At 71.2% G+C, this 13,494-nt stretch carries 13 protein-coding genes; 7 read left to right on the plus strand and 6 right to left on the minus strand.

The features are described from left to right. Window position 1 precedes the first annotated feature (1 nt). On the plus strand, window positions 2–1,030 hold the full coding sequence (locus OG344_RS26980; protein WP_327046076.1) for a phosphotransferase: 1,029 nt from the start codon (window positions 2–4) through the stop codon (window positions 1,028–1,030). 207 nt (window positions 1,031–1,237) lie between these two features. Here OG344_RS26980 and OG344_RS26985 read toward each other — a convergent pair whose 3' ends face one another. Next, complete coding sequence (locus OG344_RS26985) at window positions 1,238–1,405, minus strand: hypothetical protein (protein WP_327046077.1); 168 nt, start codon at window positions 1,403–1,405, stop codon at window positions 1,238–1,240. 170 nt (window positions 1,406–1,575) lie between these two features. Between OG344_RS26985 and OG344_RS26990 the strand changes: the two genes are divergently transcribed. After that, complete coding sequence (locus OG344_RS26990) at window positions 1,576–2,826, plus strand: FAD-dependent oxidoreductase (RefSeq protein WP_405085495.1); 1,251 nt, start codon at window positions 1,576–1,578, stop codon at window positions 2,824–2,826. A 5-nt stretch (window positions 2,827–2,831) separates the two neighbouring features. Next, a complete protein-coding gene (locus tag OG344_RS26995; protein ID WP_327046079.1) occupies window positions 2,832–4,172 on the plus strand; it encodes a class II 3-deoxy-7-phosphoheptulonate synthase in 1,341 nt (446 codons plus the stop codon). A gap of 163 nt (window positions 4,173–4,335) precedes the next feature. On the opposite strand, the gene trxA is transcribed toward OG344_RS26995, so the two are convergent. Further along, the gene (gene trxA / locus OG344_RS27000) at window positions 4,336–4,701 is read right to left on the minus strand and encodes a thioredoxin (protein ID WP_327046080.1); all 366 of its coding nucleotides are present in this window, start codon (window positions 4,699–4,701) and stop codon (window positions 4,336–4,338) included. 127 nt (window positions 4,702–4,828) lie between these two features. On the opposite strand from trxA, the gene ctaD reads away from it, so the two are divergent. After that, a complete protein-coding gene (gene ctaD, locus OG344_RS27005; RefSeq protein ID WP_405085496.1) occupies window positions 4,829–6,511 on the plus strand; it encodes a cytochrome c oxidase subunit I in 1,683 nt (560 codons plus the stop codon). A 3-nt stretch (window positions 6,512–6,514) separates the two neighbouring features. Here the strand turns inward: ctaD and OG344_RS27010 are convergent, their stop codons facing one another. The 3 genes from OG344_RS27010 to OG344_RS27020 form a co-directional block, all read right to left on the minus strand. Beyond that, on the minus strand, window positions 6,515–8,320 hold the full coding sequence (locus OG344_RS27010; RefSeq protein WP_405085497.1) for an ExeM/NucH family extracellular endonuclease: 1,806 nt from the start codon (window positions 8,318–8,320) through the stop codon (window positions 6,515–6,517). 278 nt (window positions 8,321–8,598) lie between these two features. Then, the gene (locus OG344_RS27015; protein ID WP_405085498.1) at window positions 8,599–9,507 is read right to left on the minus strand and encodes a universal stress protein; all 909 of its coding nucleotides are present in this window, start codon (window positions 9,505–9,507) and stop codon (window positions 8,599–8,601) included. A gap of 92 nt (window positions 9,508–9,599) precedes the next feature. Beyond that, complete coding sequence (locus tag OG344_RS27020; protein WP_327046084.1) at window positions 9,600–10,070, minus strand: universal stress protein; 471 nt, start codon at window positions 10,068–10,070, stop codon at window positions 9,600–9,602. Window positions 10,071–10,426: 356 nt separating this feature from the next. Here OG344_RS27020 and OG344_RS27025 point away from each other — a divergent pair, with 356 nt between their 5' ends. Beyond that, window positions 10,427–11,158: a permease prefix domain 1-containing protein gene (locus OG344_RS27025; protein ID WP_405085499.1), complete on the plus strand. Its 732-nt coding sequence runs from the start codon at window positions 10,427–10,429 to the stop codon at window positions 11,156–11,158. On the opposite strand, the gene OG344_RS27030 is transcribed toward OG344_RS27025, so the two are convergent. Then, the gene (locus OG344_RS27030; protein WP_150934878.1) at window positions 11,118–11,441 is read right to left on the minus strand and encodes a PadR family transcriptional regulator; all 324 of its coding nucleotides are present in this window, start codon (window positions 11,439–11,441) and stop codon (window positions 11,118–11,120) included. The two genes, OG344_RS27025 and OG344_RS27030, sit on opposite strands and share 41 nt — an antisense overlap. Window positions 11,442–11,530: 89 nt before the next feature. On the opposite strand from OG344_RS27030, the gene OG344_RS27035 reads away from it, so the two are divergent. Next, window positions 11,531–12,715: a cytochrome ubiquinol oxidase subunit I gene (locus OG344_RS27035; RefSeq protein WP_405085500.1), complete on the plus strand. Its 1,185-nt coding sequence runs from the start codon at window positions 11,531–11,533 to the stop codon at window positions 12,713–12,715. A 10-nt stretch (window positions 12,716–12,725) separates the two neighbouring features. Then, a complete protein-coding gene (locus OG344_RS27040; RefSeq protein WP_327046087.1) occupies window positions 12,726–13,463 on the plus strand; it encodes a cytochrome d ubiquinol oxidase subunit II in 738 nt (245 codons plus the stop codon). Window positions 13,464–13,494 lie beyond the last annotated feature (31 nt).

Raw genomic sequence — 13,494 nt, forward strand, 5'->3', positions numbered from 1 at the left:
ATTGGACAGCAGGACCAAGAGACGACTGTCCCCCGCGCAGCTCGACGAGATCGCCCGTGACGCCCTGGGCCGCGCACTGACCACTTCGGAAGAGCTCACCGACGGCTTCGCCAACGCCGCGTGGCGGCTCGGGCTCGACGACGGAAGTCAGGTGGTGCTCAAGGTGGGGCCGCCGCCGGACCTCCGGATGCTGACCTACGAACGGCACCTGCTGCGCACCGAGGCGATGGTCTACCACCTGGCCAAGCCCGCCGGGCTGCCGATGCCCGACCTGCTGCACGCCTCGTTCGACGACTCGGCGCTCGGCGGCGACTACCTCGTCCTGTCCGCCCTCGACGGCGTCGCGTGGAGCGCCACCTCGCTCGGCCCGGCGGAGGAGAGCGCGATCCGGTTCGAGCTGGGCCGCCATCTCGCCCGGCTGCACGCGATCCCGGGCACCGGCGTCTTCGGCTACCCGTACGCCGGGCTCACCGGCCGGACGTGGCGGGACGCGTTCCTCGTCATGATGGGCGCGATGCTGGACGACGCCGTCCACTACAACACCCGGCTCCCCGCGACGATCGTGGAGATCGCCGGGCTCGTCCACAGGAACGCGCACGCCCTCGACGAGGTGGTCACCCCGGCTCTGGTCCACTTCGACGTGTGGCCCGGCAACGTGTTCCTCGACGGCGACCGGCGCATCCAGGCGATCATCGACTTCGAGAGGGCCTTCTGGGGCGATCCGCTGGCCGATTTCATCACTCCCACCCTGTTCGGCGAGCTACGCGAGGACGACCCCCTGCTCACCGGATATCGGAGTGAGGGCGGCAGGGCGGACCTCGGCGACGGCGCCCGGATCAGGCTCGCCCTCTACCGGGTCTACCTCTATCTGATCATGCTCGTGGAGGACGGCCCGCGGCAGTACCCGGAGGAGTCCTACGGCCGCATCCGTGACCTGTGCACCCGATCACTCGCGAGCTGCCTCGACACCCTGAGGACCGGCCCGCGGCAGCACGGGCCACACGCCCGCGTGTCAGCTTCTCGGCCGTAAACGACCGGGCTTGCAGCTCCTCGCCGTCGATGGCCTCGACGGTCTGGTCCGCGTCAGGCAGCGTGACTCACTGCCCAGCCCGCGACACCGCGATAGATGAGGCTGAACCGGGCTCCGGCCCAGCGCGGCCCGGCCCGTCCCACCGTTCGACGGGCACGCCACACCCCCGTGACCACCCAGGGTCACGGGGGTGTGGTCCGTTCCGGATCAGGCGTCCAGCACGAGCGACTGCGAGCCGCAGCCGGTGCCGGTGTGCGGTTCGGCGTCTCCGGTCGCCGCGACGGCCGCCGGGGCGCCGATGGTCACCGAGGCCACGAGGGCCAGGACCATCGCTCCGGCCGCGACGCGCGGCGCGCGGGGGACACGAGCAATCACGACGACTCCTCACAGCCGATATTCCGTTGATCACAAAATAGCGCGCCGGCGGCCGCTCCGGTAGGCCCGCTTCGCCCCGGTCCGCCGGCCGCGGCGGGTCAGCAGGTGCTCCCCCTCCGGGTATGGAGTCCCCGAGCCGCTCATGCGACAATTTCAGCGGGTGATGAATTATGGAGACGACATGCGTGATCGCGGGCGGCGGGCCCGCGGGGGCCGTGCTCGGGCTGCTGCTGGCCCGTGCGGGCGTCGACGTCACACTCCTGGAGAAACACGCGGACTTCCTGCGCGACTTCCGCGGTGACACGATCCATCCCTCCACCCTTCAGGTGCTGGACGAGATCGGGCTGGCCGAGGCGTTCCACCGGCTGCCGCACTTCCAGGCGCACACCCTGTCCGTGGAGACCGACGAGGGCCGGGTGCCCATCGCCGACCTGCGCGGGCTTCCCGGCAAGTACAAGTACATCGCCTTCGTCCCGCAGTGGGACTTCCTCGACCTCGTGACCGGCGAGGCGCGCCGCTACCCCAACTTCCGTCTGCTCATGAACGCGACGGTCACCGACCTCGTACGGGACGACGGCGTGGTCCGGGGGGTGCGCTACCGCGACGAACACGGCGCGGAGCACGAGATCAGGGCGACGCTGACGGTCGCGGCGGACGGCCGGAGCTCCGTCCTGCGGCAGGCGGCCGGTTTCGCGCCCCGGCGGTTCGGCGCGCCGATGGACGTCGTCTGGTTCCGGCTGCCGCGCGAGGACGGCGATCCGGGGCAGCCGTTCCTGCGGGCCTCGGCCGGGGAGCTCATGGTCGCCATCGTGAGGGAGACGCACTGGCAACTCGCCTACGTCATCCCCAAGGGGGGCTTCGAGGCGCTGCGGGCGCAGGGAGTGGCGGAACTGCGCGGCCGGGTGCGGCGGCTGCTGCCCTTCCTCGGCGGCCGGGTGGACGAACTGCGCTCCTTCGAGGAAACCGGCGTGCTGCGGGTGGAGGTGAACCGGATCTCCCGCTGGCACCTCCCCGGCCTGCTGCTGATCGGCGACGCGGCCCACGCGATGTCGCCGGTCTTCGGCGTCGGGATCAACCTGGCGGTGCAGGACGCGGTCGCGACGGCCAACATCGTCGGGCCGGCCCTGCTGCGCGGCCGGGCGCCCTCGGCGCTGCTGGCGAGGGTGCAGCGCCGCCGCCGGATACCCACGGTCGTCGTCCAGACCGCGCAGCGGGTGGTGCAGGACCGGTTCATCCGGCCCACTCTCGCCACCCGTGCCGTACGGACCGTGCCCGATCTCACCCGCGTGCCGGTGGTCCGCTCGCTGCTGCCCAGATTCATCGGCCTCGGCGTGCTTCCCGAGCACGTCCGTCTTCCGCCACGAGTGAAAGGATCTCAGCAGATGGACAAGGAGGAGGCCACAGGGGACGCGGTGCAATAACCTTGGTGTCCGTGAGCGCATCGAACCTGGACTCCTGGCGTGACCTGTCCGCGGCCCAGCAGCCCGACTGGCCCGACCGCGGTGAGCTCGACAAGGTCGTCGCGGAGCTGGCGAGCCTGCCGCCGCTGGTCTTCGCGGGCGAATGCGACCAGCTCAAGGACAGCCTGGCCGCGGTCGCCCGCGGCGAGGCGTTCGTCCTGCAGGGCGGCGACTGCGCCGAGACCTTCGCGGGCGCCACGGCCGAGAACGTGCGCAACAAGCTCAAGACGCTGTTGCAGATGGCGATCGTGCTGACTTACGCCGGCCGCGTCCCGGTCGTCAAGATCGGGCGACTGGCGGGCCAGTTCGCCAAGCCGCGCTCCAAGCCCACCGAGGTCCGCGACGGCGTCGAACTGCCCGCCTACCGGGGCGACATGGTCAACGGGTTCGACTTCACCCCCGAGGCCCGCCGCCCCGACCCGAACCGGCTGCTGCGCGCCTACCACTCCTCGGCCGTCACGCTGAACCTCGCGCGGGCCTTCACCAAGGGCGGCTACGCCGACCTCCGCCAGGCGCACGCGTGGAACCAGGACTTCGTCGCCGAGTCCCCGGCCGGGCGGCGCTACGAGCAGCTCGCGCGGGAGATCGACCAGGCGCTCGCGTTCATGCGGGCCTGCGGGGCCGACCCCGAGGAGTTCCACACCGTCGAGTTCTACTCCTCGCACGAGTCTCTGCTCCTCGACTACGACCGGGCGCTCACCCGGATCGACTCGCGTACGGGCCTGCCGTACGATGTGTCGGCGCACATGGTCTGGATCGGTGAGCGCACCCGGCAGCTCGACGGGGCGCACGTGGAGTTCTTCAGCCGCATCCGCAACCCGATCGGCGTGAAGCTCGGCCCGACGACCACGCCGGAAGAGGCCATCAGCCTGATCGACAAGCTGAACCCCGACAACGAGCCGGGGCGGCTCACCTTCATCACCCGGATGGGCGCCGGGAAGGTCCGCGACGCGCTGCCCACGCTCGTCGAGAAGGTCAACGCGAGCGGCGCGACGGTGGCCTGGGTGTGCGACCCCATGCACGGCAACACGTTCGAGGCGCCGAGCGGCCACAAGACCCGCCGGCTCGACGACGTGCTCGACGAGGTCGCGGGCTTCTTCGAGGTCCACCACGCCCTCGGCACCCACCCCGGCGGCATCCACATCGAGTTCACCGGCGACGACGTGACCGAGTGCGTCGGCGGCGGGCACGCGATCGTGGAGGAGGACCTGGCGCTGCGGTACGAGACCGCCTGCGACCCCCGCCTCAACCGCGGCCAGTCGCTCGACCTCGCCTTCCGCGTCGCGGAGCTGTACCGAGCCAGCTGAGCCCGACGCCGTCACCCCCCGGCCCGCGCGACTCCTGGTCTGCGGTGAGGGGCCGGGGTGAGGGGGGCCGGAATGCGGGGCGGCCGGAATGCGGGGCGGCCGGGACGAAGGCGGACCGGGCGACGGAGGCCGGGCCGATCCCGGCCCGGCGCGGCCCGGCGCCTCAGCCGTTCTTGGCCTCCGCCTCGATCTGGGCGCGGATGGAGTCCATGTCCAGTGCGCGGAGCTGACTGATCAGGTCCTCAAGCGCCGGCTTGGGCAGCGCGCCCGGCTGCGCGAACACCACGATACCGTCCCGGATCGCCATGATCGTGGGGATCGCGGTGATCTCGAATCCCTCCGACAGGCCCGGCTGCGCCTCGGTGTCGATCTTGCCGAACGTGATGTCCGCGTGCTCTTCGGACGTCTTTTCGAAGATCGGTGCGAACGATCGGCAGGGGCCACACCAGGACGCCCAGAAATCGAGCAGTACGATGCCGTTGTCGGCGATGTCGTTGAAGTTCTTCTCGGTCACCTCGACGGTTGCCATGGGCGACTCCTTTCAGTCGGTCTTCAGCGGGCATAACCAGCCGGACGATCCCAGCATTCCATTCGCGATGAGCCTCATGTCACCGGGCAGGAGACCCCCTTGAGCTGACTCTAGAAGGAGCAGGCGGATGACGACTCACGCCGTACGGCCGAGTGATCTGGTGCCCCACCGGGGCCCCGGCGCCCGCATCACCTCGTGGTTGTCGACCACCGACCACAAGGTCATCGGCAACCTGTACATGGTCACCGCGTTCTGCTTCTTCCTGGTCGGCGGCGTGGAAGCGATGATCATCCGCGCGGAGCTCTTCGAGCCGGGGATGCAGTTCGTCACCCTGCAGCAGTACAACATGATGTTCACGCTGCACGGCAGCGTCATGCTGCTGCTTTTCGCGACCCCGTTGTTCGCCGGGTTCGCCAACGCGATCATGCCGCTGCAGATCGGCGCTCCGGACGTGGCGTTCCCCCGGCTGAACATGGCGAGCTACTGGCTGTTCCTGTTCGGCGGGCTGATGGTGGTGGGGTCGTCGCTGGCCGGCGGGGCGCCGACCTTCGGGTGGACGGCCTACACGCCGCTGTCGACCGCGCCCTTCACACCGCAGCTCGGCGGAGACCTGTGGATCATGGGGCTCGCGCTGTCCGGCCTCGGGACGATCCTCGGCTCGGTCAACTTCATCACCACGATCATGTGCATGCGCGCGCCGGGCATGACGATGTTCCGGATGCCGATCTTCACCTGGAACGTGTTCTTCACCTCGATCCTCGTGCTGCTGGCCTTCCCGGTGCTCGCCGCCGCGCTGCTGGCGCTGGAGATCGACCGCAAGCTCGGCGCGCACATCTTCGACCCGCGGACGGGCGGCCCGCTGCTCTGGCAGCACCTGTTCTGGTTTTTCGGCCACCCCGAGGTCTACATCATCGCGCTGCCGTTCTTCGGCATCATCACCGAGGTCATCCCGGTGTTCAGCCGCAAGCCGCTGTTCGGGTACGTCGGGATGGTCGGCGCGACGATCGCGATCACCGCGCTGTCGGTGACCGTGTGGGCCCACCACATGTTCGCCACCGGGCGCGTGCTGCTGCCGTTCTTCTCGCTCATGTCGTTCCTGATCGCCGTGCCCACGGGGGTGAAGTTCTTCAACTGGACGGGCACGATGTGGCGCGGCCATCTGACCTTCGAGACGCCCATGCTGTGGGCCGTGGGCTTCCTCGTCACGTTCCTGCTCGGGGGGCTGACCGGGGTGATCCTGGCGTCGCCGCCGCTGGACTTCCACGTGACCGACACCTACTTCGTGGTCGCCCACTTCCACTACGTGGTCTTCGGCACCGTGGTGTTCGCGATGTTCTCCGGCTTCTACTTCTGGTGGCCCAAGTTCACCGGGCGAATGCTGAACGAGCGTCTCGGGAAGATCCACTTCTGGACGCTGTTCGTCGGGTTCCATATGACGTTCCTCATCCAGCACTGGCTCGGCATGCAGGGCATGCCCCGGCGGTACGGCGACTACTCGGCCAACGACGGCTTCACCTGGATGCACCAGTTGTCGAGCGTCGGGGCGTTCCTGCTCGGACTGTCGACCCTGCCGTTCCTCTACAACCTCTTCTGGACCTGGCGGCACGGGGAGAAGGTGACGGTGAACGACCCGTGGCAGGCCAACTCGCTGGAGTGGGCCACCTCCTGCCCGCCGCCGCGGCACAACTTCGTGTCGATCCCGCCGATCCGCTCCGAGCGGCCCGTCTTCGACCTGCGCTACCCGAGGGCCGGCGGCACGCCGGGCGAGCCGCCGGAGACCAAACGGGACTTCGTCGATCCCGGCGCGTGAGCCTCAGCCCTCGCCGCGGGGCAGGTTCAGCCCGATCAGCAGCGGGTCGTGGTCGGAGGAGCGGAACGCGTCGGGCTGGTAGAGCCCCGGCGGGTTGACCTCGGTGTTGTAGTCGAGGATGCGGGACTCGTCGGAGTTGACGTGCCAGATCGTCGCCCCGGTGACCCGGCTCGCCAGCCGGCGTCCGGCGAGGGCGTGGTCGAGCTCGCCCGACCGCCCGTCGAACAGGAAGCTGTAGCGCAGGGGCTCCGGGACGAACCGCTTGGTCAGGCTGGTCAGCCCGCCCCGCTCCAGCGTGTGGATCGGGTCCTCCTCGCCGTACGCGTTGAGGTCGCCGATCAACAGCGGGCCGGGCAGGTCCATGCTGTCGATCAGCCCGAGCACGGCCCTGGCCTGCCGGACCCTCTCGTCGTTGTAACAGCCCTGACCGTGCTCCTGGTCGGGAGCGGGCGCGTCCACGCCGCAGCCCTTCGACTTGAAGTGGTTGACGACCAGCGTGAACGGCCGGCCGCCGCCGGCCCTGCGGAACTCCTGGATGAGCGGCGGACGGCGGAAGACGGGGTCGGCGGACGACCGGGCGGCGCCGAACGGGGTGACCCTGGCCGGCTTGTAGATCGCCGCCACGTGGATGGCGTCGCCGCCCGGGTACGGGTGGACCAGCGCCTTGTAGGTTCCCGCGCCGGCCTTGGCGTTGAGCGCGTCCACGAGCGCCTGGAGCGCGGTCTGGCCGTTGTTCTCGACCTCCATCAGGCCGACGACGTCGGCGTCGAGGCCCTGCAGCGTGGCCACGATCTTGGCGAGCTGGCGCCGCTGTTCGGCGGCCGTGGTGGCGCCCCGGGAGCCGAGGGTGGTGAACCAGTTGAGCGTGTTCAGGCCGGCCACCCGCACGTTGCCGCCGACCGGCAGGGGGGCGCTCAGCCGGGGGTTGGCGCGGAGGAAGCGGATCTCCTGGGTGGGCTCCAGGCGGTACGCGCCGAAGCCGTGGGTGAGGACTCCGGTGATCCCGGGGGCGGTGTCGCCCAGACGGGGAACCCCTTGGGACCCGGCGTACGGGATCGTGACGGGGTTCTGCACGGTGGAGCCGTCGTCGACGAGCAGGGACCGGCGCGCGTCGAGCGCCGGGTCGACGCCCTCGCGGTCGGTCGGCTGGAAGAGCCGGCCTCCGGCCGCGACGGTCACCTCGCCGTACCGGCCGAGGTCGTAGTGGTCGGTGAGGGTCAGCGGCTCGGGGAACGTCACAAGCATGTTCTCCAGCGGCTCGAAGGTGGCGCCCGCGGCCCTCGGCAGGACGACGACGGCGGGCCCGATGGTCCCGGTGCCGCAGACGTCGACGGCGGTGACCGGGGAGAGCTCGGTCAGGCCGTCGAACTCGGCCACCCGGCCGGTGACGAACACCCGATCACCGACCTTGACGTCCTTGACGGATTCACGGGCGACCGCGAACAGGCCGTCGGAGGTGGCGGGGTCGGCGTCGGGCGTGGGGTCCTGGAAGTAGAACCCGCTGAGCTGGTCGGCGCGCTGGAAGTCGCCGGTCACGACGCCTTCGACCCGGACCGTCCGCCCGGTGAGCGGGGAGGCGGTCCCGCTGCCCTGCACCTCGGCGATCCGCCGGTCCGGGGGCACCGCGCAGGCCCGGCTGATCACGACGGTGCCCGGCTCGGCCGAGACGGGCACCAGGGCGACGACCGTGACGAGGACGGGCAGCAGGCCGGCCGGGGCGAGCACGGCGACCGCCCGGCCGCGGATACGGCGGCGGAGGCCTCGACCACCAGGGTGGCCGGCGGGGCTGACTCGGCAGAGAGCACGCATGTCCCGGACCTTAGGGGCAGGCCCCCTCAACACCAGGACCAAGCGGTGGCTTTGGGAAAATGTTGGCCTTATTTGACGAGCTGTGTACGGCACAGCAGTGCGCGTGCTGGCCACTCCGCCGTGCTGACAATGCGCCGTGCTGACAATGCGCGCCGTGCGGCCGGCCCCAGATCGGTCCACCGGACAGGCTCGGCCGCACCGATTCGGGCGAGTCATGGTTAGGACGGGTCCAAGGGCGGACGGGTCAAGGGGCGGACGGGTCAAGGGGCGCGGACGGGTCAGGGATGCACGACCGCCACCGGGCAGGTGACGGCGTCGATGAGCGGCCGGGTGACCGACCCGAGCCTCGCGAGCACGCCCTTCTCCCGGGTCGCGCCGACGACCAGCATCGTCGCGCCGGAAGAGGTGTCGGCCAGGACGTCGAGCACCGGGCCCCCGCCGGGCTGGAGCACCGTCTCCACGTGCGGGAACCGCTCCCGCCAGGGCCGTACGGCGGCTTCCAGGAGCTCGACCGCCTCCCGTCCGGGGACGTCGGCCATCACCATGGGCGCCATGCCCGCGCTCCAGACGGCGGCCGGGTGGCGCATGGCGTGCACCGCGATCAGCGACAGCCCGCGCAGGGCGGCCTCGCGGTAGGCGAAGGCGAGGACGTGGTCGTCGCCGCCCCCGACGCCCGCGACGATCGGGCCGGGATGGCGCGGATGCGGCAGCGATCCCGCGCCGCGCACCACGATCACGGGACAGCGCGCGTGTGTGGCGACGTGCCCGGCGACCGAGCCCATCACACGGCGGGCCGGTCCGCTCAGGCCCCGGGACCCCACCACGACGAGACCGGCCGTGGCTGACAGTTCGACGAGCCGCTCGGTGGCCGGGCCCTCGAACAGGTCCTCCCGCACGCGGACACCGCTCGTGCACTGGCGCGCGCACTCGGCGCCGTGCCACAGCACGTGCTCGGCCGCGTGGTGCAGCGACTTGCGCGCCTCCTCGTCGCCCAGGGCGTACGGCGACTGCCAGGCGTGACACACGGTGATGGGAGCCCGGCGGAACTCGGCCTCGTCCATCGCCCAGTCGAGCGCCTGCATGGCGTAGTCGGAGCCGTCGTATCCGACGACGATCCCCCGCCCTGTTTCCTCGCCGGTCTCCTGGCTGTTCCCTTGGCTGGTCCCCTGCTGCCTGTCAGCATCCATGTCCCCAGGCTGCCCCGGAGCCGTACGGCCGGGCAGGGCGGAAAGTCCCGAAACGGGGAGGACGTCCGGCCCAGGGCCGGATCAGCGCCGGGTCAGGAGCGGCTGCCGGCGAGCATCCCGGGACGGCGGTCGTGCTCCATGCCGGGCAGCACGACGACGACCGGGCACCTGGCCCGCAGCAGACAGGCGGAGACGACGGGGTTGAGCACGGGGTAGGGCTCGGACTCGGCCTCGTGGGCGCCCAGCACCAGCAGGTCCGCGCCGTCCGTCGCGCGGAGCAGCACCTGTGCCGGGGGGCCCTCCACGACGACGGGCTCGACGTGGCGCTCGCCGAGCTCGGCGACCGCCTTCCCGGCGATGTCCAGGGCGGCCCGGCGTTCCTCCTCCCGGGAGGTGCGGCCCGCGATCGGCGCGTAGTGCGCGTGCAGCCCGCCCGTCCACTCCCAGGCGTACACCGCCTCCACCACCGAGCCGCGCAGCGAACCCTCGGCGGCGGCCCACCGAAGTGCGGCCTGCGACGCCATCGACCCGTTGATTCCCACCACGATCTTCGGCTGGTTCACGTCCCGCCTCGCTCTCCGCTCTCAGTCTCGCCCACCGGGGTTAACGGCATGTTGCCGTGGCGAAACGGTCAGAAGACAGGGGTCCACGAGCATCCTCGTACCCACAAAGCCCTTCTGCCCCTCTCGCCCCACGGGGAACAGGCCATGTTTTGGAATGCGGCCCGGCCTGAGGACAGGGTATCGCTGGACCGGAGCGGTGCCGTTCCGCCGTTCTACTCAATCGGGAGCACTTCTTTCCGGGTCCTTGCCACGCCTCAAGGAGATCGTGGCGCGGCGGATCGGCGGGGGTCGGGGATCGCCCTGATGCGCCCCCGGCCATCCGGGCCGTACGCTGGCCCTGGCCGGGGAGGGAGTGCATGGCGGGGGCGGGTGTGATCGACGAGTACGTCACTGTGCTGCGGGGTGCGCTGCGCGGGCCGTACGGCGCGCGGCGCGACCTGCTGGCCGAGGCGCGCGACGGCCTGCTGGACGCCGCCGACGCGTACGAGGCCGGGGGCCTGCCCCGGGCCGAGGCCGAGCGGCGGGCGATCGCCGACTTCGGCACGGTGGACGAGATCGCGCCCGGGTTCCAGCGGGAGCTCTCGGTGAGCCAGGGCAGGCGCACGGCGACGCTGCTGTTCCTGAGCGTGCCGCTGACCGCGTTCCTGTGGGCGGTGATCTGGCGGGTCTTCCCCGAGGCCGCGCGGATCGAGCGGGTCAAGCCGGACTGGTTCGGATTCCTGGCCAAGGCGGTGGACCTGCTGCAGCTGGGCGTGGGAGTCGTGGGCGGACTCACCCTGCTCGCGCTCGGCCGCGGCCTGCGGCGGATCCGCCGCCCCGCGCTGGTCACCCGGCGCCTGGGGCTGTTCGTCTGGGTGCAGACGCCGCTGGTCGCGGCGATGGGCCTGACGCTGGCGGCGGCCGCCCGTGGCCCGGTGGGGTTCGCGACGTACCCGCCAGGGGTGGCCGTGTCCGCCGTCAGCTATCTGCTCGCCGGATCCGCGCTGTTCAGCGCCGCCCGCTGCCTGCGCTGCACCACGGCGGTCGCCGCGCCCCGGGAGACAAGAGCTAGCGCAGCGGATCGAGAACGCTCCCTATCGCGCTGGTGAACGACCGCCAGGCGGACCGCTCCCCCGCGAGCGCTCTGCGCCCCAGGTCGGTGAGCCGGTAGGTCCGCCGCCTGCGCCCGCCGTCGGCGGCCCACTCCCCGGCGAGCAGCCCGGCCCGCTCCAGGCGCCGCAACGCGGGATAGACCGTCCCGGTGGGCACGTCGAGCGCGCCGCCACTGCGCTCGCGCAGCGCCTCGATGATCGCGTAACCGTGCAGCGGCTCGCGCTCCAGCACGGAGAGCAACAGGGCGTCCATGTGGCCCCGGAGCGCGTCGGCGTTCACGATCGCAGCCTATCCAGGTTCGTCACGACCCCAGTCTATATGTAGGCTGTCTATATGTAGGCTGCCTACGTTTCCCCCCTGGGAGAATCATGGATGTCGTCGACCTCGCCCGGCTGCAGTTCGCCGTGACGGGAAATCTCCATTTCCTGTTCGTCGTGCTGACACTCGGGCTGGCCCCCCTGGTGGCGATCATGCACACCCGTCTCGCCATCAGCGGAAACCCCCTGTACGAGCGGATGACCCGCTTCTGGGGACAGATCTATGTGATCAACTACGCCCTCGGCATCTTCACGGGCCTGGTGATGGAGTTCCAGTTCGGGCTGAACTGGAGCGGGCTGACGTCCTACGCGGGCGACGTGTTCGGCACACCGCTCGCCCTGGAGACGCTGCTCGCCTTCTTCCTGGAGTCCACGTTCCTGGGGTTGTGGATCTTCGGCTGGCACCGCCTGCCGCGCGGGCTCCACGTGGCCTGCATCTGGCTGGTGACCCTGACGGCGTACGCCTCGGCCCTGTTCATCATGGTCGCCAACTCGTTCCTGCAGCACCCGGCGGCGGCGGTGGAGGAGGGCGGACGGCTGGTGCTGCGGGACTTCGGCGCGCTGTTCACCAACCCCAGCCTCGTCGCCGCCCTCCCCCACGTGCTGGGCGCGGGAGTATGGGCGGGAGGCTCCTTCGTCATGGGCGCCAGCGCCTATCACCTGTTCCGGCGCACCGCCGAGCGGGAGTTCTTCACGCGCTCGCTGCGCATCGGCGTGATCACCGCGTCCGTCGGGTCGTTCGTCACGGTCTGGTTCGGCTACACCCAGCTCGACCTGGTGGACCGCGTCCAGCCCGGCAAGCTCAACGGCGCGATCCCGGCGTTGGGAGTCGACCTGATGTCGACCCTCGGCCAGCTGGTCCTGCTGGTCGTGTGGGCCACGCTGCCGCTGCTCTTCCGCGAGCGGCTCACCCGCTGGCGCTGGACCCATCCGGTCCTGATGGTCATCGCCCCGGCCCCGTTCGGCCTGGTGATCGCCGGCTGGCTCACCCGCGAGGTGGGCCGCCAGCCCTGGCTGGTGTACGGCAAGCTCACCGTGGCCGACGCCCTCACCCCCGGGCTGACCCCGGCGACCATCACGGCCTCCTTCGCCGCCTTCGCCGGCGTGCTCGGGTTGCTCGCCGTCGTGGACTGGGCCCTGATCATCCGCGCCGTACGGCGGGGTCCCGGGGAGGTCTCCCTCGGCGCGCCCGACCAGTCCGCCGACCCCGCTCCCGCCCCCGCCCACTCGTTCTGAGGACCCCCGCATGGAGATTGTCTGGTTCACGACGTTCGCCGTCCTGCTGGCCGGTTACTTCGCCCTGGAGGGCTTCGACATCGGCCTCGGCGTGCTGCTGCCCGTTCTCGGGCGCTCACCCGCCGCCCGGGACCGTCTCGTCGGCGCGATGGCCCCGTTCGTGCTCGCCAACGAGGTGTGGCTGCTCGCGCTCGCGGGAGTGCTGTTCGGTGCGTTCCCGGCGCTGGAGGGCCCGGTCCTGAGCGGCCTCTATCCCCTGGTCGTCATCGTGCTGCTGGCCTGGATCGTGCGCGACGCCGGGCTGTGGTTCCGGCGCAGGGCCGGCGGCGCGCGCTGGCGGCTGGTGTGGGACGGCGCGGTGTGCGCGGGCTCCGCCGGGCTGGCCCTCGGCTGGGGCGCCGCGCTGACGGCCGTCGCACGCGGCCTGCCCGGCTCGCCCCTCGACCCGCTCGGCCTGGCGGGAGGCGTCGTGCTGCTGGCGCTGCTCGCCTGGCACGGGCGGACGTTCGCGGCCTGGCGGCTCGACGGCGCCCGGGGCGGTGCGCTGCTGCTCTCGGCCTGCGCCGCCGCGCTCCCCGCCGTGCTGGTCGCGGCGGGGGCGGCCGGGCGGATGCTCGGCGACGCCGCCCCGGATCAGACACTGACGGTGCTGGGTGTCATGGTGGTGCCGTTCGTCCCGTTCCTCGTGGGCGCGCAAGTATGGGTGTGGCGCACCTTCTCGAAGGGCGCCCTGCCGACGTTCTTCTGAGCCGACGTTCTTCTGAGCCCACGTCCTTCTG

The sequence above is a fragment of the Microbispora sp. NBC_01389 genome, from assembly GCF_045040095.1.
GTDB lineage: Bacteria > Actinomycetota > Actinomycetes > Streptosporangiales > Streptosporangiaceae > Microbispora.

Excerpts from the sequence above, each read along its gene's own strand:
- trxA (WP_327046080.1), bottom strand. The coding sequence starts at position 4,701 with ATGGCAACCGTCGAGGTGACCGAGAAGAACTTCAACGACATCGCCGAC.
- OG344_RS27025 (WP_405085499.1), top strand. The coding sequence starts at position 10,427 with ATGGCGGGGGCGGGTGTGATCGACGAGTACGTCACTGTGCTGCGGGGT.
- OG344_RS27010 (WP_405085497.1), bottom strand. The coding sequence starts at position 8,320 with ATGCGTGCTCTCTGCCGAGTCAGCCCCGCCGGCCACCCTGGTGGTCGA.
- OG344_RS27035 (WP_405085500.1), top strand. The coding sequence starts at position 11,531 with ATGGATGTCGTCGACCTCGCCCGGCTGCAGTTCGCCGTGACGGGAAAT.
- OG344_RS27015 (WP_405085498.1), bottom strand. The coding sequence starts at position 9,507 with ATGGATGCTGACAGGCAGCAGGGGACCAGCCAAGGGAACAGCCAGGAG.
- ctaD (WP_405085496.1), top strand. The coding sequence starts at position 4,829 with ATGACGACTCACGCCGTACGGCCGAGTGATCTGGTGCCCCACCGGGGC.
- OG344_RS27040 (WP_327046087.1), top strand. The coding sequence starts at position 12,726 with ATGGAGATTGTCTGGTTCACGACGTTCGCCGTCCTGCTGGCCGGTTAC.
- OG344_RS26990 (WP_405085495.1), top strand. The coding sequence starts at position 1,576 with ATGGAGACGACATGCGTGATCGCGGGCGGCGGGCCCGCGGGGGCCGTG.